Genomic DNA, 25,124 nt, shown 5'->3' on the forward strand with positions numbered 1-25,124 from the left:
AAGGTTGTTTTTAAAAAAACTAAATACCCATCAGCACGAGACTTTCAATTTATTATTTCAAAGTTAATGGAACTTTTAATACCACTTTCTGCTCATCATATGAAGAAAAATTGCCTGATTTTAATGGTGAGGCCAAAGGCAAATCGACTTTAAAGGTTCTTTCATTAACTACACTGTATTTTTTATTTTCATCCAATTCATAGATTTTTAAATTGAATACTCCTGAACTTGATTCAGCCACTTGATAGTCATGAGTAACGCCATTATATTTCATCCATCTAATATCATTCCCATCTGTAAATGGTTTATCAGCATATACAGGAGTGTCTACAGAAAAGATAAATATTAGAACAACACCAAGCAGAAAAAAAAGAACAAATATGATATAGCTTTTTAAACGTAGCTAAGAGAGCATTCATTTCGACACCTCTAGAATATCATTTTTAAAATAATAATCCAAATCAGTATCTTGGAGTTGGAATTGCTCCGCGTAGCATATTGGAATAAAAACTTGTTAAAAATGGGACCCCGCCATTTTGAAAAAACAGGAGCCCCATCGCGCTGATAACTCAAGATACATCACTCAAATTTGTGATTATCAATACTTTCCCTTTTAATTGTTCATTGTACGCATAGCCATCTTTCCCAAAATGCACACGACGATGACAGTTGGGGCAAAGTGCAATTACATTTTCTGGATGATCTGGACCACCATCACTAAGCCTAAAGATATGATGCACTTCGAGGAAAGGACCTTCTCTCCCCCGAAACGGGGCTGGTGATAAGCAACCTTCACAAGTACCTTGAGAGAGTTTCAGCACATAACGTCGAATAGCTTCAGACCGCATAGCGGTATTTTTAATGATCTGTTCTTTCGATGCATGTTCTGAGGCAGCTTGAAGAGCTAATATTTTAAGCTGATCCAGCGATAAATTTCGATGAAGTTTAGAAGAACTGTCGTAACTACCTTTTACCTCACTAACTTCATTTCCAACAGATGGAAGAAGCGCAAGATGGAAGATTATTGCATTCCTTATACAACCTTCACGATCAGCCCTCTCCTCAATGTGATGACCTACATACTGAGCTCTGCCAAGGTAACGCACATGAGCTTTTTTGATGTATTCAAAAAGATGCAATTGTTTTCCTGTTTTCTCATGAAAATAAATGGCTGCATTCCCACGGAGAATTTCCATGTCTCCGATCTGCCCTTCCCCTGTATACCAGAACATGCCATCTGGGCGAAACTGGTCCTGGTAACCGTAGTTTGATCCGGCATCGCTTGTGAAGAGGAGAACCATGGCGTGCTTTGAGGGAGTACTAATTCCACCTTGGCCTTGCCCACCATATACACCGTGAATTTCTTCTTTGCGGTTGTAGATTTTCCCTATTTCAAACATTTTTTTGTCTCTACCTTGTGAAATCTAATACCACATGAAGGTGTGTTATAAAGTAATGGTCACAAACCTCACAGTGTTTAGTTTCTGCTTTTCACCTTTGAAATTTCTCTGCTTGGCCCATGGGCCACTTCGACAAGATGATTTCCAAGCGAGTATGTTATCGAATGAGACAGTGCATGGAAGATATAGGTTATAATTTTCTAAGCAAGATCAATAAATTAATTGATATCGGATAGAGAGATATCCAGGGACACCCACCAATCTGAGCATAGCGGCTAATAGATCGACGCCCAGCCTTCTCTGTCGCGGGTGGACACGGTATTGGAGCCCCCTCCTACCCGCCGAGGGGAGGGAGCAAGGCCAGGAGCGCCATCAGGGATGATGGCGCAGCCGCAGCGGGGCAGGGATGCCCCATCTGCGGCGCTCCGTCCGACCTGGCGACCGATCCGAGGGACACCGCGTAGCGGTCGGGTTGGCGGGGGAGAAGACCTTTGGTGACTTTGGGTCTTTCCAAAGTCACTCGCCCCGGCCCGCAGGGCGGGCGAAACCCGTCGAGGCCAGCGGCCTCGCGTCCCATGCGGCGCAGCCGCATCAAACACCTCAGGGCCAACTCACAAACGTCCAATTACGCCTAACGGCGAATTGAAGCGATGCTCTCGCTTCCCATGCGATGCAGCCGCATCAAGCACTCCCTACATCACAGTTGGAGCAATGCGCTCCGCTTATCGCCCCCTACGCCAAACCGAACCGATGAAACGGCATGGCATCACCATGCCAACACGAACCCTCGGCGCCGAGCCCGTAGATAGCAAAACGCCCCCGGATGGGGGCGCTTGGCACTGGCGCACAGGGCAAACCCTCGGCTTACCACAGGCGGCGGAGTGGGGCTGAACGCCCTATCTCACTTGGCTGAGCCCCACCTTATTCGGCTGGCTTGTGCTTCTTCGACGCCTTCTTCTCGAGGTACTCGATGATCTTGTCGGCCACATCCTTGCCCGAGGCCGCCTCGACCCCTTGCAGACCGGGGGAGGAGTTCACCTCCAGCACCAGCGGGCCACGGGCAGAGCGCAATATGTCGACCCCGGCCACGTCGAGCCCCATGATCTTGGCCGCCTGCACCGCGGTGGCCCGCTCCTCCGGGGTAATGGTGATAGCCTCGGCCGAGCCGCCCCGGTGCAGGTTGGAGCGAAACTCCCCCTCCTGGGCCTGACGGCGCATGGCGGCCACCACCTTGCCCCCCACCACCACGCAGCGGATGTCGGCGCCGTTGGCCTCGCGGATGTACTCCTGTACCAGGATGTTGTTGTTGGTCTGGATGAAGGCTTCGATCACGCTCTCGGCGGCTTTTTGGGTCTCGCACAGCACCACGCCGATCCCCTGGGTACCTTCGAGCAGCTTCACCACCAGCGGGGCGCCGCCCACCATGGTGATGAGGTCGGGCACGTCGCGGGTGCTGTGGGCGTAGCCGGTGATGGGCAGCCCGAGGCCGTGGCGCGAGAGCAGTTGCATGGCGCGCAGCTTGTCGCGCGAGCGGGAGATACCGACCGAGCTGTTGAGGGGCAAAGTGCCCATCATCTCGAACTGGCGCAGCACGGCGGTGCCGTAGGCGGTGATGCTAGCGCCGATGCGCGGAATGATGGCGTCATAGCCGCCCAGCTCCATCCCCTCGTAGTGAATGGAGGGGCAGTGAGAGGCGATGTTCATGTAGCAGCGCAGGGTATCGAGCACCTCGACCCGGTGGCCACGGCGCTCTGCCGTCTCCACCAGGCGGCGGGTCGAGTAGTTGTTCGGTTCGCGGGAGAGGATGGCTATCTTCATGACGCTCAGGATCTCGGGAAAGGGCGAGAGAGTATAAGGTGCCATCCCAGCGCGACAACGCCAATTGTTTATCCTGACCACAAGGCAAAATACGCAAAAGCGGGCCCGTAGGCCCGCTTGTCATCAGCATGTCATCAACCGAGGTTAGGCCCCAGCCAGCGCTCGGCCTCCTCCAGACTCATTCCCTTGCGCGCCGCGTAGTCCTCCAACTGATCGCGCTGGATCTGGGCCACCGCGAAGTAGCGGCTGTCGGGATGGGAGAAGTACCAGCCCGACACCGCCGCCCCCGGCCACATGGCGTAGGATTCGGTCAGCTTCATGCCGACTCGCTCCTCCACCCCCAGCAGCCGCCAGATGGCCCCCTTCTCGGTGTGCTCGGGGCAGGCCGGGTAGCCCGGCGCCGGGCGGGTGCCACGGTAGTTCTCGCGAATGAGCTCCTCGTTAGAGAGCTGCTCGTCCGGCGCATAACCCCAGTGCACTTTGCGCACCTGCTCGTGCAGGTACTCGGCGAAGGCCTCGGCCAGGCGATCGCACACCGCCTGAATGAGGATGGCGTTGAAGTCGTCGTGCTCGGCCTTGAAGGCCCTGGCTATCTCCTCCTCGCCGATACCGCCGGTCACCGCGAAGGCGCCGACCCAGTCGGCGACGCCGCTCTCCTTGGGGGCCACATAGTCGGCGAGGCAGTAGTTGGGGAAGCCCTTCTTCTCGGTCTGCTGACGCAGGTGGTGCAAGGTCTCGATGACGCGCTCACGGGATTCGTCGGCGTAGACCTCGATGCTGTCGCCCACCGCGTTGGCCGGGAACAGGCCAAACACCCCGGCGCAGCGCACCGAACCCTCCTGCTCAAGCCGATCCAGCATGGCGTTGGCATCGGCAAACAGGCGCGTCGCCTCCTCCCCCACCACCTCGTCTTCGAGGATGCGCGGGTACTTGCCGGCCAGCTCCCAGCTCAGGAAGAAAGGAGTCCAGTCGATGTAGCGGCGCAAGGTGGCGATCGGCATCGATTCGATCACCTGCACGCCGCTCACCTGCGGGCGCGGCGGCTGGTAATGAGCCCAGTCGAGCTGGTGCTTGTTGGCGCGCGCCACCGCCAGCGACACCGGCGGCGTGCGCGGCTGCTTGCGGGCGTGCTGCTCGCGCACCACCTCGTACTCCTTGTCGAGGCGCTCGACGAAGGGGCCCTTGAGCTCGGGGCTCAGCAGGCTCTGGGCCACCCCCACGGCGCGCGAGGCATTCGAGACATAGACCACGGGCTCGGAGTAGTTCTGCTCGATCTTGACCGCGGTGTGCGCCTTGGAGGTGGTGGCGCCGCCGATAAGCAGCGGCAGGGTAAAGCCCTGGCGCTGCATCTCTTTGGCCACGTGTACCATCTCGTCGAGCGACGGGGTGATGAGGCCCGACAGGCCGATGATGTCGGCGTTCACCTCGCGGGCGGTCTTCAAGATGGTCTCGGCGGGCACCATGACCCCGAGATCGACGATCTCGAAGTTGTTGCAAGCGAGCACCACCCCGACGATGTTCTTGCCGATGTCGTGCACGTCCCCCTTCACGGTGGCCAGCACGATCTTGCCGTTGCTGGTGCCGCCGGATTTCTCCGCCTCGATGTAGGGTTGCAGGTAGGCCACCGCCCGCTTCATCACCCGCGCCGACTTCACCACCTGGGGCAGGAACATCTTGCCGGCGCCAAACAGGTCACCCACCACGTTCATGCCGTCCATCAGCGGCCCCTCGATGACGTGCAGCGGCCGCTCGGCCTGGGCCCGCGCCTCTTCGGTATCCTCTTCGATGAAATCGGTGATCCCTTTCACCAGGGCGTGCTCGAGCCGCTTGCCCACCGGCCAACTGCGCCACTCCTGCTCGCGCGGGTCGACCACCTCGGCCGCGCCGCCGCGATACTGCTCGGCAATCGCCAGCAGCGCCTCGGTGGCACCGGGGTGGGTGTTGAGCACCACCGCCTCGACCTTCTCCTTGAGATCTTTTGGGATCTCCTCATAGATGGCGAGCTGGCCGGCGTTGACGATCCCCATGTCCATGCCGTTCTTGATGGCGTGATAGAGGAACACGGCGTGGATCGCCTCGCGCACCGGCTCGTTGCCACGAAATGAAAACGAAACGTTGGAGACGCCGCCCGAGATCATGGCGTGGGGCAGGCTCTCCTTGATGTCCTTCACCGCCTCGATGAAGTCCACCGCATAGTTGTTGTGCTCGTCGATGCCGGTGGCGACCGCGAAGATGTTGGGGTCGAAGATGATGTCTTCCGGCGGGAAGCCGACCTGCTCGACCAGGATGCGGTAGGCGCGCTGGCAGATCTCGGTCTTGCGCGCCCGGGTGTCGGCCTGCCCCTTCTCGTCGAAGGCCATGACGATGACGGCGGCGCCGTAGCGGCGGATCAGTTTCGCCTGCTCGATAAACTTGGCCTCCCCCTCCTTCATCGAGATGGAGTTGACGATCCCCTTGCCCTGCACACACTTGAGGCCGGCTTCCAGCACCTCCCACTTGGAGGAGTCGATCATCACGGGCACCCGGGCGATGTCCGGCTCGGCGGCGATGAGATTCAAGAAGCGCACCATGGCCGCCTCGGCGTCGAGCATCCCCTCATCCATGTTGATGTCGATGATCTGGGCGCCGCTCTCGACCTGCTGCTTGGCCACCTCGAGCGCCTCGTCGTAGAGCTCCTCCTTGATGAGGCGCTTGAAGCGAGCCGAGCCGGTGACGTTGGTACGCTCACCGACGTTCACAAACATCGAGTCGGCATCGATGGTGAGCGGCTCAAGGCCCGAGAGGCGGCAGGCGACCGGCAGCTCGGGCAGGGGGCGCGGCGCGATGCCGGCCACCGCCTCGCTCATGGCGCGGATGTGCTCTGGGGTGGTGCCGCAGCAGCCGCCCACCAGGTTGAGAAAGCCGCTCGACGCCCACTCACGGATGTGGGTCGCCATCTCAGCCGCACCGAGATCGTACTCACCGAAGGCGTTCGGCAAGCCGGCGTTGGGGTGGGCACTCACATAGGATTCGCAGATGCGCGACAGCTCGGCCACGTACTGGCGCAGCTCATCCGGCCCAAGGGCGCAGTTGAGGCCAAACGAGAGGGGGCGCACGTGGCGCATGGCGTTGTAGAAAGCCTCGGTGGTCTGGCCCGACAGGGTACGGCCGGAGGCATCGGTGATGGTGCCCGAGATCATCACCGGCAGGCGCACCCCGAGCGCCTCGAACACCTGGTCGACGGCAAAAGCCGCCGCCTTGGCATTGAGGGTATCGAAGATGGTCTCGATCAGGATGAGATCGGCTCCCCCCTCGATCAGGGCGCGGGTCGACTCGTCATAGGCCACCACCAGCTCGTCGAAGGTGACGTTGCGCTTGCCCGGATCGTTGACGTCCGGCGAGATAGAGCAGGTGCGGTTGGTGGGGCCCAAGACACCGGCCACGAAGCGCGGCTTGTGCGGCTCTTTGGCCGTCCACTCGTCGGCTACGGCACGGGCCAGACGGGCCGCCTCGCGGTTGATCTCGGCCGATAGGGACTCCATGCGGTAGTCGGCCATGGCGATACGGGTGGCGTTGAAGGTGTTGGTCTCGAGGATGTCGGCACCGGCGGCGCAGTAGGCGTCGTGGATCTCCCGGATCACATTCGGTCTGGTCAGCACCAGCAGATCGTTGTTACCCTTGAGATCGGAAGGCCAGTCGGCGAAACGCTCGCCACGATAATCGGCTTCCGCCAGTTTGTGCCCCTGGATCATGGTGCCCATGCCACCGTCGATGATCAGGATCCGCTCTTTGAGTTGGGCCTCCAGGCTCTGTTTGGCTCGCGACACGACTGCTCCTTTTCTTGTGACTTCCATGCGACCTGCGCTCCATCCTATCAATAAAACGCAGCAATAGAAATCCAGCCGTCTATCTGTCCAAAAATTTCAGCCACAAGCGAAAATAGCTCGTGAGTCCCCCGGTAGCGCGGGGTACCCTATTGGCGGCTCGTTGACGCGGGCCAAACGTGCTTGCTATCCCACCAAAGAGAAAGATAACAATGAGCGTCTATTACACTCTCTGCTTCTTGGCAGCGATGGCGATCTTCATTGCCTTTGCCAATCAGTACGTCATCAAGATCCAGACCACCATCGCCATCACGGCGGGGTCCATGCTGATTTCCGCCCTGATCGTACTGTTCGGGAAATTGGGCTGGTTCAACCTTGAGCCGCTGGCCATCAGCACCATGCAGAGCATCGACTTCCAGAACTTCCTGCTTAAGGGGATCCTGGGCTTTCTGCTGTTTGCTGGCGGTATCGGCATCAATCTGCCGGCCCTGCGCAACCAGAAGTGGGAGATCACCATCATGGCGGTCTTCTCCACCCTGCTCTCGACCTTCATCATCGGCTATGGCTTCTGGTGGATTGCTGCTCTGCTCGGCTGGGAGATCCCGCTGGTCTACTGCATGCTGTTCGGGGCGCTGATCTCCCCCACCGACCCGATTGCCGTGCTGGCCATCGTCAAGAAGCTCAAGGCGCCGCCCCAGATCGCCATCCAGATCGAGGGGGAGTCCCTGTTCAACGACGGTGTCGGTCTGGTGATCTTCGCCACCGTGTTCGCCGTGGCGTTTGGCGGCGTCGAGCCCACCTTCGGCGGCGTAGCCAGCCTGTTCCTGCATGAGGCCCTCGGCGGCATCCTGTTCGGTGTGGTGCTGGGTTTGGTGGCCCACATCATGATCAGCGCCACCGACGACGGTTCGCTCGAGCTGCTGCTGACCCTGTGCATCCCGACCGCCGGCTTCGCCCTAGCCAACATGCTCGGCGTCTCCGGCGCCCTGGCCATGGTGGTCACCGGCATCATGATCGGCAACTGGACCCGCCACTCCGGCTTCTCCGAGCAGAGCAAGCACCACCTGGATCACTTCTGGGAGTTGATGGATCAGTTCCTCAACGCCCTGTTGTTCCTGCTGATCGGTCTGGCGCTGGTGCTGCTCGATCTCGCCTGGCACGACTGGGTGCTGCTGGTGATCGCCGTGCCCCTGTGTCTGGCGGCCCGCTTCATCAGCGTCGCCCTGCCCTATGTGGCGTTTCGCCGGGTGCGCAGCTACAACAAGTTCTCGGTGCGGATCCTGACCTGGGGCGGCCTGCGCGGCGGTCTGGCGATGGCCATGGCGCTAGCGCTCCCCTCAGGCCAGATGCTGCTGCCCGAGCACGGGGTCGATCTGCGCGAGGTCATTTTGGTGATGACCTACTCGGTGGTGATGTTCTCCATCGTGGTGCAGGGCATGACCATCACCCCCATGATCCACAGGGCCAAACGCGCCAATAGCGAGTACTGAGCCCACCCCAGCAGGGGCGGATGATAAAAAAGGCGGCCACTGGCCGCCTTTTTTATGGCACCCATCAGGGACGCAGGATGCGCTCCCAGGCGAGCGAGGGATCACCCAGGGTGATGAAATCGGGGTTCTCTAGCGACTCGCGGCGGTTGTAGCTAAGTGGCTGCAAGCCGAGGTTGAGGATGCGCCCCCCCGCCTCCTCGACGATGCACTGGGCGGCGGCGGTATCCCACTCTCCGGTGGGGCCAAGGCGCACATAGCAATCGGCCGCTCCCTCAGCCACCAGGCAGGACTTGAGCGAGCTCGAGCCAAGCGGCAGCAGATCGTAGTGAAAATCGGGGTTGAGGCGGCGGGTGAGGCGCTCAATCTTCTGGCGCCGGCTGATGGCCACCACCAAGCTGGTGGGGGCCACCTCGTGGCGCATGGCCGCGATGGCGTACTGCTCGCCGCCACACTCCTTGAAGGCGCCGTGGCCCTGCACCGCCCAGTAGAGCACGTCGGACTCGGGGGCATAGACGATGCCGAGCACCGGATGGTGGTGGCGTACTAGGGCGATCAGGGTGGCGAAATCCCCGCTGCCGGCGATGAACTCGCCAGTGCCGTCGAGCGGGTCCACCAGCCAGTACTCCGGCCACTCGGCACGCTGGACCAGCGGAATATCGGCCGCCTCCTCGGTCAGTACCGGCACGCCGGGGGTGAGGGCCGACAGCGCCTGCTTGAGGTAGGCATCGGCCGCCAGATCGGCACTGGTGACCGGGGTGTCGTCCTCCTTCTGGTGGCGCTCAAACTGGCCGCTGCGGTAGATCTCACTCAGGATTCGCCCGGCTTCACGGGCAATGCGCCGCGCCTCGGGGGCAACGGCCAGCAGGTCGATCATCACTCCTCCTCATCGAGCCACTTGCGGGCAAGCAGCAGGGCACTGATGCTGCGCGCCTCGCTGAAGTCGGGGCGGGCCAGCAGGCTATCCATCTCACTCAGGGGCCAGGGGATCACGTCGAGCGGCTCGGGCTCGTCCCCCTCGCGCTGCTCCGGGTAGAGATCCCGGGCCAGCAGAATATCCATGCGGCTGGCGAAGTAACCGGGGGCGAGCGACACCTGCTTGAGCGGGATCAGCTCGCGGGCGCCAAAGCCGGCCTCCTCCATCAGCTCGCGGTTGCCAGCCATAGCGGCATCCTCACCCGGATCGATTAACCCCTTGGGGAAACCCAACTCATACGAGTGGGTGCCGGCGGCATATTCGCGCACCAGCAGCAGGGTGTCGCGGTCAATCAGAGGCACCACCATGACGGCGCCCCGGTTGCCCCCCCGCATCCGCTCATAGACTCGCTCCACCCCATTGGAAAACTTGAGGTGCAGGGACTCGACCTTGAACAGGCGGCTCTCGGCCACCAGCTCGGCCTTGAGGATCTCGGGTTTCTCTTTTGCGTGGTCCATGGCGATCACTGGGCTGAAATCTTGCCTCAAGAGTAAACGAGTCGCCCGCTCCCGGCTATCGGCAAAATGGCCCCACTCCCGCCAATGGGGCATGTATCCCTAGCCGGATTGGTGCCACACTCGAAAGCCCATTTAGGTTCAAGGAGGAGCCATGCTCACACTCTATATCGGTAATCAGAACTACTCATCTTGGTCGCTGCGCCCCTGGCTGCTGCTCAAGCACTTCGCCATCCCCTTCTCCACCGTCAAGGTGTCGATCTCCGGGCAGGGGGTGAGCGAGCGCCACAAGGCTTACTCGGCCAGCGGCCTGGTACCCTGCCTGCACGACGGTTCATTGCAGGTGTGGGACAGCCTGGCCATCGCCGAGTACCTGGCCGAGCGCTGCCCGCAAATGTGGCCGGAGCACCCGGATCTGCGTGCCCGCGCCCGCTGCATCAGCGCCGAGATGCACTCCGGCTTCAGCGCCCTGCGCAGCCAGTTGCCGATGAATATCCGCCTGCGGGTGCGGGGCGCTACGCCCGATGCGGCCCTTTCCCGCGATCTCGAGCGCCTGTTCACCCTCTGGCGCGAGGCGCGTGCCATGGCAGAGCACGGCCCCTACCTGTTCGGCCCCTTCTCCATCGCCGACGCCATGTACGCCCCCGTGGTGTGGCGCCTCTCCAGCTACAACGTGGCAGTGCCTGAGGATCTGCAAGCCTATGTGCAGACCCTGCTGCGCCATCCGGCGATGCAGGAGTGGCGGCGTGAGGCGCTGGCCGAGCAGGCGCGCATCGGTGACGAGGCGGCGCTGCTGGCACGCTTTGGCGGCGCGCGGGAGTGAGACGGGGCGCCCTGCTATACTGCCCGTCCATTCAAGGAGACCCCCATGCCCATCCGCTTGCCTTGGCACACCATAGACACAGTCCTGCTCGACATGGACGGCACCCTGATCGATCTCCATTTCGACAGCCACCTGTGGCAGACCCTGGTGCCCGAGCGCTACGCCGTGCGCCACGCCCTGCCGCTGGACGAGGCTAGGCGCCGCATCGAGCAGCACTACGGGGCGGTGGCTGGCACCTTGAACTGGTACTGCGTGGATTACTGGAGTGAGACGCTGGGGCTCGACATCCGCGCCCTGAGCCGGGAGCTACGCGAAAAGATCCGCTGGCGCGCCAACGTCATCCCCTTCCTGGCGGCGCTCAAGCGTGCCGGTAAGCGCCGCATCCTGTTCACCAATGCCCACCCGGCCAGCCTCGAAGTTAAGGTGGCCGAACTAGGTCTCGATGCCCACCTCGACGCCATGGTCAGCAGCCATCAACTGGGCTGGGCCAAGGAGAGCCCGCAAAGCTGGCAGGCGCTGAGCCAGCGCGAACCGTTCGACCCGGCTCGCACCCTGTTTATCGACGACAGCGAGCGCATTCTAGCCGCCTCGGCCGAGTTCGGCGTGGCCCACCAGCTCGGCATTGCCCGCCCCGACAGCCAGCAGCCGCCCCTGCGCTTTGCGCGCTTCGCCGCGCTCAACGACTACGCCGACCTGCTACCACTGGCCGGCTGAGTCCATTAAAAACGCCCTCCGAAGAGGGCGTTGTCTTATCCGTGGCGGATCACCAGGTGGTACTGCTTCTTGCCCCGACGCAGCAGCAAGAAGCGGCCGAAGCGCCAGTCGCTGCCGACCAGCTCGGCCTCCTGCACCAGGGCGCCGTTGATCGCGATGGCGCCGGCGGCCAGCAGTTCACGGGCGATCCGCTTCGAGCCGGCCAGCCCGCTCGCCACCAGCAGATCGACCCGATCCCCCTCCTGCTCCCACTGCGTCACCGGCAGGCCGCCGCGCGCCAGTTGCTGCAACTGGGCCTCATCCAGCGCGGCCACCTCGCCGCTAAAGAGCAGCTCGCTCAAGGCTTGCGCCTGTAAGAGCGCGGCCTCCCCATGCACCAGAGCGGTCATCTGCTCGGCCAGCACCCGCTGCGCGTGCGGGCGCCCAGCGCGGGCGCGATCGGCCTCCTCCAGCGCGGCAATCTCGGCCAAGGGCAGGAAGGTGTAGTAACGCAGGAAGCGATAGACGTCGGCGTCCGCCGTGCCGAGCCAGAACTGGTAGAAGGCGTAAGGGGAGGTCAATTCGGGATCGAGCCACACCGCGCCCCCCTCGGTCTTGCCGAACTTGGTGCCGTCCGCCTTGGTGATGAGGGGTAGGGTCATGCCATGCACCCGCACCCCGTGCAGGCGACGGGTGAGATCGATGCCGCTGGTGATATTGCCCCACTGATCGTTGCCGCCGATCTGCACGCTACAGCCGAGGCGCTGGTTGAGCACGGCAAAGTCATAAGATTGCAGCAGGCTGTAGGAGAACTCGGTAAACGAGATCCCCTGATCGGGCCGTGCCAGGCGCAGGCGCACCGACTCGCGCGCCATCATGGTGTTGACCGAGAAGTGCTTGCCGATGTCGCGCAGGAAAGCCAACGCCGACATGCCGCCCATCCAGTCGGCATTGTTGACCATCTGTGGCTCGGCCAGCCCGGCGGTGGCCGGCAGCAGGGCGCGGATCTGGGCCCCGAGCGCCGCAACCCAGCCCAGCACCGTCGCCTCGTCGTTGAGGGTGCGCTCGCTGGCCTTGAAGCTGGGGTCACCGATGAGGCCGGTGGCGCCCCCAACCAGGGCCACCGGGGTATGGCCCGCCAATTGGAAACGTCGCAGCATCAGGAGCGGTACCAGATGGCCGATGTGCAGGCTGCCCGCCGTCGGATCGAAGCCGCAATAGACGGTGCGCGCTCCGCTGGCAAGGTGATCGGCCAGGGCGTCGGCATCGGTCTGCTGGGCGATGAGCCCGCGCGCCATCAGATCGGCAAGCAGTTGGGGGTCGGTCATGGTTCACTCCAAACATCGGCGGAAAAGCCCTTATGCTCGCCGCTCACCACACTGCCGAATATGTCCCCTAGGGGACAGTTTGGCGATCCCCTGCTAGCATGGGGGCAGACTCCGACTGCATTGGCCGCTCCCATGCCCACCACACCCGACCCTCTGACCCGCACCATAGAGACGCTGCACGGCCCCGGTTTTCCCGCCGCGCTGGTGGCCCTGCTGAGCAGTTGGGTGCCTTTTGACTGCGCCATCGTGCTCGGCCATGGCCGCCGCCCTGTCTATCTCTACGACAACCTGCCGGATCGCCGCGAGCTGCTATTCGAGCGCTACCTGACCGGTGCCCATCAGCAAGACCCCTTCCTGCTCGCCCTGCGCCAGGGGCTCGGCGCCGGCGTCTGGACCCTGGCCGAGGTGTCGCGCCTGACCGGCCGCGAGCCCGACTACACCCACCACTTCTACCCCGCCACCGGCTGGCGCGAAGAGCTGGGGCTGCTGCTGCCGGTGCGCCCCGATTTCACCCTGCTCATCTCCCTTGGCCGCCTAGCCGGACGGCGCCCGGTCACCGGCGCCGAGCTGACCAAGCTGCGCCGCCACTTCGCGCTAGTGCACGCGCTCTGCCGCCAGCAGTGGGGGGCCACCCCACCGCCCCTGCCCGCCGCCCCCGAGGGCGAGCCGGAAATGGAGCGAGTGCGTCAGGCCGTGACCCGCACTCTGGCACGGCTCGGCGGCCCCCACCTGACCCGCCGCGAGCGGGAGGTGGCCACCTTGATCCTGCACGGCTGCGACACGGTGACGATCGCCGAGCGGCTCGGCATCGGCCCCGGCACGGTGAAAAACCACCGCAAGCACCTCTATGCCAAGCTGGGGCTCGCCTCGCGCGCCGATCTCTTCACCCTGTTTCTCGGTCAGCTCATCACCACGCCCTGAGCCGGGTCTCGGCCCACGGCAATGGACGACGCGGCGGGGCAATGTGGCCATGCAGATCGCCGAGCAGGGCCAGCCCGTCGTCCCACTCGCCGTGGCCGGACTGGACATTGATGTGGCCCACCTCGCCGGCATCGAACAGGGGCACCTGCCACAACCGGCTCCAGCGGCTGGCCTGAGCAAACGACATCCAAGGATCGCTGCGGCTGGCCACCAGCAAGGCGGGGGCCGGCAGCGGGCCGACCAGGCGCGACTCAGCGATGCCGAAGCGATCCGGATCGGCCGGCGCCGCCAGAAACAGGGAAGCCACCTTGTTCGGTTGCAGCCGACTGGCCGCCACCGCAGTCAGGGTGCCGAAGGAGTGGGCCACCAGATGCACCGGCTCTTGGCTTTGGGCCAGCAGCTCGGCGAGCCGCTCGCTCCAGACGGTGAGGTTGGGCTGATCCCAAGGCAGGCCAATCAGCCGCTGCCAGTGGGGAAAACGGCGGTGCCAGACGCTCTGCCAGTGCTCATCGCCGCTGTTGTGCAGGCCGGGAACCAGAAGTACTTGATGCATGGTGTGCCTCCCTTGGCGCTTAGCGGCCCGGTTGGTAGAGCTGGTCGAACAGGCCGCCCCTGGCGAACTGGCGCTTCTGGGCCTTATCCCAATCCCCTTCCAGCTCCTGCAACGTCAGCAGCTTGACGGCCGGGAAGCGCGCCTTCACCTCGGCCGCCACCGAGGGGTCGGTCGGGCGGTAGTAGTGCTTGGCGGCGATGCGCTGCCCCTCGGGTGAATAGAGATACTTGAGATAGGCCTTGGCGACCGCCTCGGTGCCGTGCTTCTTGGCCACCTTGTCGACCACCGCCACTGGCGGCTCGGCCAGGATCGAGACCGAGGGCACCACCAGCTCGAACTTGTCGGCATTGCCAGCCTGATTGAGCACCAGCAGCGCCTCGTTCTCCCAGGCCAGCAGCACGTCGCCGAGACCGCGCTCGGCAAAGCTGGTGGTGGCGCCACGCGCCCCCGAGTCGAGCACCTTCACGTGCCGGTAGAGGTCGCTGATGAACTGCTTGGCCTTCTCCTCACCGCCCTGCTGGTAGGCATAACCCCAGGCTGCTAGGTAGTTCCAGCGCGCCCCTCCCGAGGTCTTCGGGTTGGGGGTAATGATGGAGACATCACCGCGCACCAAATCGCCCCAGTCTTTGATCCCCGTGGGGTTGCCCTTGCGCACCAGGAAGACGATGGTCGAGGTGTAGGGGGAGGCATTGTGCGGCAGGGCCGATTGCCAGTTCTCGGGCAACAGGCCGGTCTTGGCGATGGCATTGATGTCATAGGCGAGCGCCAGCGACACCACGTCGGCCTCCAGCCCGTCGGCCACGGCCCGCGCCTGCTTACCGGAGCCACCGTGGGACTGCTTGACGCTGACGCTGTCGCCACTCTTGGCCTGCCAGTACTTGGCGAAGGCGCTGTTGTACTCCTGGAACAGCTCGCGGGTTGGGTCGTAGGAGACATTGAGTAGCTCCACGTCGGCGGCACGCAGCGGGCTCCAAGCCAGGGTGGCGATGAGGGAGAGGGTGATGACGGACGCTTTCATGGTGACACTCCTTATCTGAGGAGGTGTCAGCATGCCGTGAGTTTTTATACGTGAGAACGAATAAGTTACGCTTTGCTTATATCAGTAACGCATATAAGGGCTCGTCGAAGCCAATAAAAGGGGCCGCCCATGCGACCCCTGCCAGCTTCCGGTTTAGATCACCCGGGAAAACTGCTGCTGGCGGGCCCGCCGCCTCAGGTAGGCATCGAAGCACATGCAGATGTTGCGAATGAGCAGCTGGCCGGTCGGCGCTACCCGGATGCCGTGCTCGTCGAGACTGACCAGGCCATCGTCGACGAAGGTCTTGAGCAGGGCGAGATCCTCGGCAAAGTAGTCGGCAAACACCAGATCGTGGGCCTGCTCTATCTCGGCAAAGTCGAGGCGGAAGTTGCAGATCAGCCCCTTGATGACGTCGCGGCGGATCAGATCGTCGCGACTCAGTGCACACCCCTTCCACTGGGCGTGGCCCAGTGCATCGACCTGGGCATAGTAGGCCTTGAGATCCTTCTGGTTCTGGGAGTAGGCATCCCCCAGCATGCTGATGGAGGAGACCCCCAGTCCCAGCAGATCGCACTCCCCCTGGGTGGTGTAACCCTGGAAGTTGCGATGCAGCTTGCCTTCGCGCTGGGCCACCGCCAACTCGTCATCGGGCTTGGCGAAGTGATCCATGCCGATGAACTGGTAGCCGTGGCCGGTCAGGAAGGCGATGGTCTCCTGCAACATGGCCAGCTTCTCGTGCGGCGCCGGCATCTGCTCCTCCTTGAGCTTACGCTGGGCGGCAAAGCGGCTCGGTAGGTGGGCATAGTTGAAGATGGAGAGGCGCGCCGGATCGGTCTTGAGCACCTCTTCGAGGGTGTGGCGAAAGCCCTCGCGGGTCTGTAGCGGCAAGCCGTAAATCAGATCCAGGTTGGTGGAGCGAAAGCCCAACTCACGGGCACGCTCGAGCATGGCGCGGATGAAGTCGTTATCCTGCTCCCGGTTGACCGCTGTCTGCACCGCTTTGTTGAAGTCCTGCACCCCGAGACTGATGCGGTTGAACCCCACCTCGCGCAGCACGTCGAGCATGGAGAGTTCGATCTCGCGCGGATCGACTTCGATGCTGATCTCTCCGGCCTCGGCGAAGTGAAAGTGCGTGCGCAGCATGGCCATCAAACGGCGGGTCTGGGGCTCGTCGAGGTAGGTTGGCGTGCCGCCGCCCCAGTGCAGCTGGGTCACAGTGCGTCCGGCAAAGCGCGGGGCCAGGGTGCGGATCTCCCGCTCCAGATAGTCGAGGTAGTGATCGGCCTTGTGACGGTGGCGGGTGATCACCTTGTTGCAGCCGCAGTAGTAGCAGAGCTTGTGGCAGAAGGGGATGTGCACATAGAGGGAGAGCGGGCGCGCCGGATACTGGCTGGCAGCCACCTCAAACTGGTCGAATCCGAAAGCCTCGTCGAACTCGAGGGCGGTCGGGTAGGAGGTATAGCGGGGGCCGCTGTAGTTGTACTTCTCGATCAGGGCCTGATCCCAGACAATCTTCTCTGCTTGCACTTCACGCTCCTCATTGCAAGCCGTCACACCGGCAGGGTGAAGGCGGCCAGTCGTGCCACATCCTCTTGGATCTGGTCGTTATGTTCTTCTTCGTGGCGGGCCCGCTCGAGATCCTGGCGCAGCAGCTCATTCTTCTTGAGTAACCGGCGCGCCTCATGGGTCGGCAGATCCTTGATCCGCTCATACAGGCCATACAGGCCGGGGAACTCCTCGGCATGGGGGCGGGGCCGCGCATATTGCAGGGCATCGAGCAGGTTAGTGAGGCGAATCGCCCCCTCGGAAGGGTCGCACTGCCCCTCTTTAACCGCCTTGGCGATGAGGCGCACGCTCTCGAGAATGCGCTCGTTGCGTGCCCGGATGGCGGTGGCGCGGGCACGGCTCTGGGCACGCAGTTTCAGCAACAGGCTGGCAGCATACACCGCCAGCACAAGCAAAATGGCCGCACCGGCCAGCGCCCATCCGATCACGGCTTGGGCTCTGGCTTGTAGTCAGAATCGAGGAAGCGATCCCACAGCTCTTCATCGCTGGCGGGCTCCGCCTCTTCGTCTTCTTCGTCCTCCTCGACCAGCCCCAGCTCTTCCATCAGTTGCTGGTGACGGGCCACTTTTTCCTCGACCCAGGCCAGGTCGGCCGGGCTGAGCTCCTCACCCTCGTCGAGGCGATCGAGCAGGCCGTTGAGGCGCTCGTCGTTCTCGATGGCAGCCAGCTCCTGCTCGGGGGTCAGCCCGCGCTTTTTCTCTTCTTTCACCGGCGCCGCCTTGGGGGCCTGCGGCTTGGCGGTCTCAACCACCAACTCCACTGGCTTGCGGGAGCCGATGCGCGGATCTTTCTGATCCTTCTTGCCCCCCTTGCCGCCGCTCTGGGTGCCGGAGTGGCGGGAACCCGCCTTCAGACCCTTACGCTTGGCGGCGCGCTTGCGCTCGCGCCCGGCCTGAGCGCTCTCCTGGGACTCTTTCTTGCCGCCGCTCTTGGGCTTGCGAACAGGTTGTTTGGCCGACATGACTTCTCACTCCAAAAACAAAAAGGTGGAACCCGCCTCAAGAGCCCATGATGGCTTCCGGAGGGAATAGGTGGGGGAACGCGGCGGGAGTGCGGGACCGTGCCCGGCACCGCCTCTGTCCATTCACGACAGGACGCTGACGCGCACCGCTCGGGCGTAATTGGCGGCTATTCTGACACAAATGCCGGAACGGGTTAATCGTCCATAGAAAAAAGGCAGCCTGAGCTGCCTCTCCATAGCCGATGCAGGGTGCATCATGCGCCAGCCGGACAACCCGGGGCGCGCACAGAGTCATCCTGACCTTGTTATTCATTCCTGGAACATCTTGCGTGTGCTTGCTTTCTTTTTAGACTCCCGTCGCGTGGCTCCTGCCCACGATGTGGAGAAGGGCATCCTGCACCCACCTTCATCCCGAAGGGGCATCATCCCTGTTGGCGAGTCGCGCGCTGGCGACTGGGTCAAGCAGTTTACATCAGGTGAAATGAAGCTCAACGCACCATTCGGTTTTATTGCCTCCTCCCCACCCTTACAGTGCGCCTTAACTCTAGGAATTTTGTGCCTATTTTCATCTCGAAATAAAAACGCCCAGCTAATTTCCTACACACCGCCAGCCCATTTCCTACAAAAGGAAGGGGGAAACACCCATCACGGTTGCCCACCGTGACGGGCATGGGCAGCATCACCGATCAGGATGGAGCCGTCGGGGGCAAACGCCTGCTCCTCGATGGCCAAGGTCGCCAGCTCCTCGATGTCAAAGCGCAGCGCATCGAAGGCGCGCAGCACCTCCGCCTCACCCAGCAGGGCGGTACCCGCCATCCGCTCGAGCTGGCTGCGCCCGATGTAGCACTGGATCAAGGCCCCCATCGCCTGGGCGGGAAACCCCACCCGCTGCTCGCCCGCCTGCCACTCCTGTAAATCTGGAAACAGGATCTCCTGATTCATGACCTTGTCTCCTTAACCCAGATTGCGGCGCAGCTCACGCAGCACCTGACGGGTGCCCGGCCGAATACCGCGCCACAGGGTGAATGCCTCGGCCGCCTGCTCAACCAGCATGCCGAGCCCATCGATGACCCGCTCAGCCCCCAACTGCCGGGCCCAGCCGTTAAAGGCGGTATCACCGGTACCGTACATCATGTCATACACAGTGATCTGCTTATGAATGAGGGCGGTATCCAGCGGTGGCAGCTCACCGGCCAGACTGGCCGAGGTGGAGTTGATGATGAGATCGAACGGCCCCTCCAGCGCGGCATAGGCGGCAGCGCTGACCGGCCCGAGTTCGGCAAACTCGCCTGCCAGCTGCTCGGCCTTGGCCAGGGTGCGGTTGGCAATCCACAACGCACTGGGGCGCTCTGCCAGCAGCGGAGCCAGGGCGCCACGCGCCGCGCCTCCGGCCCCCAGCAGCAGGATACGCGCCCCCTGCAACTCGACCGACTGCTGCTTGAGATCGGCCACCAACCCGGCACCATCGGTATTGTCACCGAGCAGCACCCCGTCATCACCCAGCTTGAGGGTGTTCACCGCCCCGGCACGACGCGCCCGCGGCGTCAGCTCAGTGGCCAGGGCAAAGGCCTGCTCCTTGAACGGCACTGTGACATTGCACCCCTTGCCACCCCGGGCAAAGAAGAGCCGCATCGCATCGGTGAAACCATCGAGCGGTGGCTCACACAGGCCATACTCCATCTCCTGCTGGGTCTGACGGGCAAAGAGGGTATGGATGAAGGGAGACTTACTGTGGCGAACCGGGTTGCCAACGACGAGATAGCGATCCATCGAAACTGTCCTGTATACGGCTGATGGCTCGATTTAACGGCTTTTTGCGGGCCGCCACAAGCGAAACGGCCCCGAACCGGGGCCGCTTGCATCACCACTGCCGTGGGGTGAGGTAGTCGTATAGCACCGCTTCGGCACTCCCCGGCTCGGGCTGCCAGTCATACTCCCAGCGGGCCAGTGGCGGCATCGACATCAGGATCGACTCGGTCCGCCCGCCGCTTTGCAGACCAAACAGGGTGCCGCGATCGAACACCAGATTGAACTCCACATAGCGGCCACGGCGATAGAGCTGGAACTGGCGCTCGCGCTCACCGTAGGGGGTACTCTTGCGCCGCTCAATGATGGGCTGATAGGCCTCCAGATAACCGTCGCCCACCGCTTGCATGAAGGCAAAGCACTGCTCGAATGGCCAGTCATTGAGATCGTCGAAGAACAGTCCGCCCACACCGCGGGTCTCGTTTCTGTGCTTGAGGAAGAAGTAGCGATCGCACCAAGCCTTGTACTCTTCATAGACCCCGTCACCGAACGGGGCACAGAGATCCTTCGCCACTCGATGCCAATGCCGGCAATCCTCCTCCACCGGATAGAAGGGAGTGAGATCGAACCCGCCGCCGAACCACCAGATGGGCGCCTCTCCCTCTTTTTCTGCGATGAAGAAACGCACGTTGGCATGGCTGGTCGGCACATGGGGATTATGCGGGTGGATCACCAGCGAGACCCCCATCGCCTCGAAGCGACGCCCCGCCAGCTCAGGACGGTGGGCCGTCGCCGAGGCCGGCATCGCATCGCCATAAACATGGGAGAAGTTGACCCCCCCCTGCTCAATCACAGCCCCGTTTTTCAGCACCCGGGTACGGCCACCGCCGCCGCCCTCGCGCTGCCAGGCGTCCTCAATAAAGTGCGCCGCACCATCGGCCTGCTCCAGCGCGGCGCAGATGCGATCCTGCAAGCCAAGCAGGAAGGCCCTGACCTGGCTCACGTCCGGTCTTTCCATACGTCCTCCTCAGGATGCCCGCAGCACAGTGCCGGTGCGCGCATCGCGGATCTCGGAAGGTTTGGCACGGCCACCCACTTCCCCCGGCAGCACATAATCGAGGCGCCCCGCCAGCGCCGCCACCACCTCGGCCGTGGTGCGCCCCGGCTCCTCGCCGGTCAGGTTGGCGCTGGTCGACACCAGCGGCTTGCCGAAGGCGCGGCACAGTGCCCGCACCTGGGGATGCGCGGTGACCCGCACCGCTAAGGTGTCAAACTGGCCGGTCAGCCATTTGGGCGTGGTGGCCCGTGCCGGCATGACCCAGGTGAACGGGCCAGGCCAACTGGCCTCGACGGTGGCGCGTTGCTCGGCCGTCAGGGCAGCAATATCGATATAGGGCAGCAGCTGTTCCAGGGTATCCGCAATCAGGATCAGCCCCTTCTCGACCGGGCGCTGCTTGATGGCCAGCAGTTTATGGACGGCGGCTTCAGAGTCCGGATCACATCCCACCCCGAACACCGCTTCGGTTGCATAGGCGATCACCCCCTCCTGCTTGAGGGCCGCGACCGCACGTTCCAGTTCGTTCATGTTCACCTTGCTGTCAGTTAAAGGGGCAGACTGCCCAATGCAGCCTGCCCCACTTGTTATTCATGACGCCTTGACTGGCATTGCTACTTGGTTCCCTGATCCACCTGCTTGCCACATCCCTTCTGTGGACAGACCCAGCGCAAGGTGCCACGCACCCGCTTCTCCACCATGATCTTCCAGCCACAATCGGGACAGGCCATGGCTATCGGCTTATCGTTGACCACGTATTTGCAGTGGGGATAACGGCTGCAGGAGTAAAACTGTTTGCCATAACGGGAGGTGCGGCTGAGCAGGTGCCCCTCATCACAGGCGGGACAGGCGATCTGGGTCTCATCACTCTCTTGCAACGAGGCAATGTGGTGACAAAGAGGAAACTGGGTGCAGCCGACGAAGAGGCCGTAACGCCCTTTCTTGATGGCAAGCGGCTGGCCACATTCGGGGCAAGAGGAACCTTCCAGCACCTTCTCAATATCGCGCCCGTTTGGCGCAAGTGAACGGATGAAATCACAGCCGGGGTAGGCGCTGCAACCGAGGAAGGGGCCATGCTTGCCCTGGCGGATCACCAGCTCGGCGCCGCACTGGGGGCACGCTTCGCGCTCGAGGGCATGCTCGTGCGCAGAGAAGAGAGAGGGATCGATCTTGGACATGTATTACCGCGCTGCCGAAAGTCGGATGGGCCGGATTCTAGCAGCGCGGTCGGCTTATGTCAGTGCAGGACACCGTTCGACTCGTCGAACACCAGCTCTTCCATCTGCTGATAGGCGTGTTCGCTACCGGGTACATTGAACAGCACCATCATCACCACCCACTTGAGATCGTCGAGTTCAATCTCGGGGGTATCCAGCTCGAGCAGGCGCTCGATGACAATTTCGCGGGTCTCGGCGTTGAGCACCTGAGCCTGTTCGAGAAACAGCAGGAAACCGCGGCATTCGGGGCTGAGGCGATCCAGCTCCTGCGGGGCAAAGATACGCATCGAGCCCGGGGCGCTACAGGTGACATAGGTCTCCCGCTCGCTGTCATGCAGATTGGCCAGACGCTCAAGCCAGCCGAGCGCCTTGTAGATTTCGTCCTGATGGAAACCGGCGCGGGTCAGTTCGTCGGTCAGTTGATCCTGATCGATCATGACCTCAGCATCGCTGTGGATGTAGGTCTCGAAAAGGTACATCAATACGTCAAACATGATTCACCCTCCTCTTCTGACATATCCACCTGCAACCGATGTCACCAGCCCGGCCAACTCCAACTCAACCAACTGTCCGATTACGGATTCAATTGAGAGGCCTGCCCGAGCGGCTACGACATCAACACTCGTGGTCTCATAATCTACGTTATCTAACAAGCTGATAGATAGCAATCCGGGCGGCTCTGCCTCTGGCATCGACGCCGTCATAGAAACAGGAGCTCCGGGCCATCCCAGCTCCCCCACTATATCGGCAATATCCAGCACAAGCTTTGCCCCTTGCTGAATGAGACGATTGCAGCCGAGGGCCTGTGGGTTCTGCAACGCCCCTGGCACGGCAAACACGTCGCGCCCTTGTTCGAGAGCATGGCGCGCCGTGATGAGCGAGCCGCTCTGCTCCGCCGCCTCGATCACTAGGGTACCCAACGCCAGACCACTGATGATGCGATTACGGCGGGGAAAGTGTTCGGCCAGCGGCCCCTGCTGCGGGAAAAACTCGGACACCAGCACCCCGCCTTGCGCAACGATGCGTTCAGCCAAGGCAAGATGACGTTTGGGATAGAGGCTATCGAGGCCCGAGCCGAGCACGGCCAAGGTGATGCCACCGGCATCCAGAGCCGCCTCATGACATACCCCGTCAATGCCGAGCGCTAGGCCTGAGGTGATGGCCACCTTGGCCGCCACCAGCGCCTGTACCAGCCGCCTGGCATTCTCTTTTCCGGAAAAGGTGGGGTGACGGCTTCCCACCACGGCCAGCTGCCGAGTAGAAAGCGCCTCCACCCGGCCCCGGCACCAGAGTAGTAACGGGGCAGCAGGGATCTCTCGCAGTAAGGGAGGATAAAGAGGATGGTCAGGGGTCAGCAAATGGTGATCGGGACGTTGCATCCAGTCATGCGCCAACGCGCCCATCTTGGGTGGACGGCGCAGCGCCACTCGCTGCGCTTCATTCAATCCCCATGAGGCCAGTACCGCGTCCGCATGCTCAAATAGGCTTTCAATGCGCCCTTCCGCCCGCGCCAGCAAACGCCAAGCGCCCACGGGGCCAATGCCCGGCAGATCGGCCAAAGCCAACCAGCGGAGTACTCCGGTATCAGAGGGCGCCAACCGAATAGCCTACCCGAACCATATCCTGACTCTGCACGATCAGGCCGTAGCTGAGCCGGTGATAGACCTTGAACAGCATCACCTTGGCCACCGCCTCGGAGGGGAGTCGCTGGTTGATGCCGGAGTGAAAGGCCCGATCAAAGCTGGAGGCGGTATCCCGGTAGTCGTGGAGGGTAGTGTCCCCGGCAACGTAGGCGACACCCGGTCGCCGGATATCAAGCACACTGCCGGCATCCAAACCATCCTGACCGCCCTTGTCAATGAGTACCACCTCCAGCTTGCCTGCCGCACTGGCCTGATTGGGGATCGCAATGACGCGACCGGCTTGGCGAAGCGCACCGGCATGGGGCGTGAAGTGGGCCTGCCCCTGAACGTCATCGGGTAATGGCAACAAGACATCGCCCTGGCGCACCTCCCGGCGGTTAGCCAGCAACCTGGCCTGGGTCTGTCCGTTGTTCCACTGGGTCTCGGCCTGCACTATGCCGGTTAGCACGGCCTCCTGCCCTAACCACTCACCACTCTTGGCGTCCTTGTAAGTCCGCCCAGGGCGGTAAGTGCCATACTGCCGGCCCGGCTCCAGCAACCCCTGTACATAGAGCGTATGTTGCTCCAGCACGGCGATCTGCTTGTCGTTGTTACCCAGTACAAAGGGAAGTCCCCTCGCCTCACCGGCATGGGAAAAGACGTAATCCCCCTGCAAGAAGGGGCCAATGGCATCGAGTGAAAGCGTGGGAATAGGGGAGAGCTTGTTCTCGCTGCGCACTCGGGGTGAAAGGGTGATCACCCGCTTGCTCCCGCTCGCCGCACTCATTAATCGAGGCTGGCCATCAACCCAGCTCAACTGGAGCCGATCACCGGGATAGATAAGATGGGGGTTGGCAATCTGGGGATTTCCCTGCCACAAGGTTGGCCATTGCCAGGGTTTCTGTAGATAATGCCCGGCTATGTCCCAGAGCGTGTCACCGCTTCGCACCATGTAAGTCTCGGGGTACCCCTGCTTGAGGGCGAGTGTGTCGGCCCATATTCCCTGGCTCCCACCGAGTAGCAGGCCGATCAGGGCGGTTCGCGTCAGATTCATAACACTCCTTGTTACTGCTCTGGGAACGGTGACTGTTCTTTGCCGGTGTAAATGTCTAGAATTGCACCAGCTTTCAACCTTTATTTACCGATAGGGCTTACAAACCGATTTATGGCCATTTTAGATGTACTGCGCTTCCCCGACGAACGCCTGCGCACCGTTGCCGCCCCCGTCGAGGCCTTTACGCCTGAACTACAGCAGATTGTAGATGATATGTTCGAGACCATGTATGCCGAGGAGGGGATCGGCCTGGCCGCAACTCAGGTCGATATTCACCAGCGGATCATCGTCATCGACGTCTCCGAGGAGCGTGACGAGCGCCTGGTATTGATCAACCCGGAAGTCCTCGAGCAATCCGGCAGCACCGGCATCGAAGAGGGTTGCCTCTCCGTTCCCGGCAGCCGCGCCCTGGTTCCCCGCGCAGAGCAGATCAAGATCCGCGCCCAGGACGTCAAGGGTGACTTCTTCGAGCTGGAAACCGACGATCTGCTGGCCATCTGCATACAGCATGAGATGGATCACCTGATCGGCAAACTGTTTGTCGACTACCTCTCTCCGCTGAAGCGCCAGCGCATTCGCCAGAAACTCGAAAAAATGGCGCGCGAAGATCGCAAGAGCGCCTGAGGAAG

Annotated in this window: 24 protein-coding genes and 1 pseudogene; 5 read left to right on the forward strand and 20 right to left on the reverse strand. The window is 62.0% G+C overall.

What is annotated here, in order from left to right:
• Window positions 1-52 precede the first annotated feature (52 nt).
• The 4 genes from FE240_RS16315 to metH all read right to left on the reverse strand — a co-directional run bounded on the left by FE240_RS16315 (window position 53) and on the right by metH (window position 7,024).
• The gene (locus tag FE240_RS16315) at window positions 53-274 is read right to left on the reverse strand and encodes a hypothetical protein (protein ID WP_193002436.1); all 222 of its coding nucleotides are present in this window, start codon (window positions 272-274) and stop codon (window positions 53-55) included.
• 295 nt (window positions 275-569) lie between these two features.
• The gene (locus FE240_RS16320) at window positions 570-1,400 is read right to left on the reverse strand and encodes an HNH endonuclease (RefSeq protein WP_193002438.1); all 831 of its coding nucleotides are present in this window, start codon (window positions 1,398-1,400) and stop codon (window positions 570-572) included.
• A 921-nt stretch (window positions 1,401-2,321) separates the two neighbouring features.
• Window positions 2,322-3,218, reverse strand: a complete 897-nt coding sequence (gene rimK, locus FE240_RS16325; protein ID WP_042045931.1) for a 30S ribosomal protein S6--L-glutamate ligase — start codon at window positions 3,216-3,218, stop codon at window positions 2,322-2,324.
• 134 nt (window positions 3,219-3,352) lie between these two features.
• Window positions 3,353-7,024 (reverse strand): methionine synthase, encoded by a 3,672-nt coding sequence (gene metH / locus FE240_RS16330; protein WP_226798875.1) that lies wholly within the window; start codon window positions 7,022-7,024, stop codon window positions 3,353-3,355.
• Window positions 7,025-7,233: 209 nt separating this feature from the next.
• On the opposite strand from metH, the gene FE240_RS16335 reads away from it, so the two are divergent.
• Window positions 7,234-8,511, forward strand: coding sequence for a cation:proton antiporter (locus tag FE240_RS16335; RefSeq protein WP_193002442.1), 1,278 nt, complete (start codon window positions 7,234-7,236; stop codon window positions 8,509-8,511).
• Window positions 8,512-8,575: 64 nt separating this feature from the next.
• On the opposite strand, the gene cysQ is transcribed toward FE240_RS16335, so the two are convergent.
• A complete protein-coding gene (cysQ, locus tag FE240_RS16340; RefSeq protein WP_193002444.1) occupies window positions 8,576-9,385 on the reverse strand; it encodes a 3'(2'),5'-bisphosphate nucleotidase CysQ in 810 nt (269 codons plus the stop codon).
• Window positions 9,385-9,942, reverse strand: coding sequence for an ADP compounds hydrolase NudE (nudE, locus tag FE240_RS16345; RefSeq protein WP_193002446.1), 558 nt, complete (start codon window positions 9,940-9,942; stop codon window positions 9,385-9,387). Before nudE ends, cysQ begins: the two co-directional genes overlap by 1 nt.
• Window positions 9,943-10,093: 151 nt before the next feature.
• Here nudE and FE240_RS16350 point away from each other — a divergent pair, with 151 nt between their 5' ends.
• Window positions 10,094-10,762 carry a glutathione S-transferase family protein gene (locus tag FE240_RS16350; RefSeq protein WP_193002448.1) on the forward strand — a complete coding sequence of 223 codons (669 nt, stop codon included), beginning with the start codon at window positions 10,094-10,096 and terminating at the stop codon, window positions 10,760-10,762.
• 45 nt (window positions 10,763-10,807) lie between these two features.
• The gene (yrfG, locus tag FE240_RS16355) at window positions 10,808-11,476 is read left to right on the forward strand and encodes a GMP/IMP nucleotidase (protein WP_193002450.1); all 669 of its coding nucleotides are present in this window, start codon (window positions 10,808-10,810) and stop codon (window positions 11,474-11,476) included.
• 35 nt (window positions 11,477-11,511) lie between these two features.
• Here yrfG and tyrS read toward each other — a convergent pair whose 3' ends face one another.
• Window positions 11,512-12,783, reverse strand: a complete 1,272-nt coding sequence (tyrS, locus tag FE240_RS16360) for a tyrosine--tRNA ligase (RefSeq protein ID WP_193002452.1) — start codon at window positions 12,781-12,783, stop codon at window positions 11,512-11,514.
• Window positions 12,784-12,915: 132 nt separating this feature from the next.
• On the opposite strand from tyrS, the gene FE240_RS16365 reads away from it, so the two are divergent.
• Window positions 12,916-13,704 (forward strand): helix-turn-helix transcriptional regulator, encoded by a 789-nt coding sequence (locus FE240_RS16365; protein ID WP_193002454.1) that lies wholly within the window; start codon window positions 12,916-12,918, stop codon window positions 13,702-13,704.
• Here FE240_RS16365 and FE240_RS16370 read toward each other — a convergent pair.
• From FE240_RS16370 to FE240_RS16430, 13 genes and pseudogenes are all read right to left on the reverse strand, one after another.
• Window positions 13,691-14,257, reverse strand: coding sequence for an RBBP9/YdeN family alpha/beta hydrolase (locus FE240_RS16370; RefSeq protein WP_193002456.1), 567 nt, complete (start codon window positions 14,255-14,257; stop codon window positions 13,691-13,693). The genes FE240_RS16365 and FE240_RS16370 overlap by 14 nt on opposite strands.
• Window positions 14,258-14,276: 19 nt before the next feature.
• The gene (locus FE240_RS16375) at window positions 14,277-15,275 is read right to left on the reverse strand and encodes a sulfate ABC transporter substrate-binding protein (protein WP_193002458.1); all 999 of its coding nucleotides are present in this window, start codon (window positions 15,273-15,275) and stop codon (window positions 14,277-14,279) included.
• Between the two features lie 153 nt (window positions 15,276-15,428).
• Window positions 15,429-16,802 carry an oxygen-independent coproporphyrinogen III oxidase gene (hemN, locus tag FE240_RS16380; protein WP_193002460.1) on the reverse strand — a complete coding sequence of 458 codons (1,374 nt, stop codon included), beginning with the start codon at window positions 16,800-16,802 and terminating at the stop codon, window positions 15,429-15,431.
• Between the two features lie 23 nt (window positions 16,803-16,825).
• Window positions 16,826-17,266: a DUF2489 domain-containing protein gene (locus FE240_RS16385; RefSeq protein WP_193004588.1), complete on the reverse strand. Its 441-nt coding sequence runs from the start codon at window positions 17,264-17,266 to the stop codon at window positions 16,826-16,828.
• Window positions 17,266-17,802, reverse strand: coding sequence for a Der GTPase-activating protein YihI (gene yihI, locus FE240_RS16390; RefSeq protein WP_042045917.1), 537 nt, complete (start codon window positions 17,800-17,802; stop codon window positions 17,266-17,268). The genes FE240_RS16385 and yihI overlap by 1 nt, the downstream gene beginning before the upstream one ends.
• A gap of 645 nt (window positions 17,803-18,447) precedes the next feature.
• Window positions 18,448-18,744 (reverse strand): DUF1488 family protein, encoded by a 297-nt coding sequence (locus FE240_RS16395; RefSeq protein ID WP_193002462.1) that lies wholly within the window; start codon window positions 18,742-18,744, stop codon window positions 18,448-18,450.
• A gap of 12 nt (window positions 18,745-18,756) precedes the next feature.
• A complete protein-coding gene (gene aroE / locus FE240_RS16400; protein ID WP_193002464.1) occupies window positions 18,757-19,572 on the reverse strand; it encodes a shikimate dehydrogenase in 816 nt (271 codons plus the stop codon).
• A gap of 91 nt (window positions 19,573-19,663) precedes the next feature.
• A complete protein-coding gene (gene hemF, locus FE240_RS16405; RefSeq protein ID WP_193002466.1) occupies window positions 19,664-20,566 on the reverse strand; it encodes an oxygen-dependent coproporphyrinogen oxidase in 903 nt (300 codons plus the stop codon).
• 9 nt (window positions 20,567-20,575) lie between these two features.
• Entirely contained in the window at window positions 20,576-21,133 is a 558-nt protein-coding gene (locus tag FE240_RS16410) for a Sua5/YciO/YrdC/YwlC family protein (RefSeq protein ID WP_193002467.1), read from the reverse strand.
• An 83-nt stretch (window positions 21,134-21,216) separates the two neighbouring features.
• Window positions 21,217-21,780 (reverse strand): DNA topoisomerase family protein, encoded by a 564-nt coding sequence (locus FE240_RS16415; protein ID WP_193002469.1) that lies wholly within the window; start codon window positions 21,778-21,780, stop codon window positions 21,217-21,219.
• A gap of 59 nt (window positions 21,781-21,839) precedes the next feature.
• The gene (locus FE240_RS16420; protein WP_042045908.1) at window positions 21,840-22,313 is read right to left on the reverse strand and encodes a DUF494 family protein; all 474 of its coding nucleotides are present in this window, start codon (window positions 22,311-22,313) and stop codon (window positions 21,840-21,842) included.
• Window positions 22,306-23,417 (reverse strand): annotated as a pseudogene (dprA, locus tag FE240_RS16425) (DNA-processing protein DprA). Before dprA ends, FE240_RS16420 begins: the two are co-directional and overlap by 8 nt.
• Window positions 23,404-24,495, reverse strand: coding sequence for a LysM peptidoglycan-binding domain-containing protein (locus FE240_RS16430; protein WP_193002473.1), 1,092 nt, complete (start codon window positions 24,493-24,495; stop codon window positions 23,404-23,406). Before FE240_RS16430 ends, dprA begins: the two are co-directional and overlap by 14 nt.
• A gap of 111 nt (window positions 24,496-24,606) precedes the next feature.
• Here FE240_RS16430 and def point away from each other — a divergent pair, with 111 nt between their 5' ends.
• A complete protein-coding gene (gene def / locus FE240_RS16435) occupies window positions 24,607-25,119 on the forward strand; it encodes a peptide deformylase (protein ID WP_193002475.1) in 513 nt (170 codons plus the stop codon).
• The last annotated feature ends 5 nt before the right edge of the window (window positions 25,120-25,124 follow it).

This window comes from Aeromonas simiae (genome assembly GCF_014892695.1).
Taxonomy (GTDB): domain Bacteria; phylum Pseudomonadota; class Gammaproteobacteria; order Enterobacterales; family Aeromonadaceae; genus Aeromonas; species Aeromonas simiae.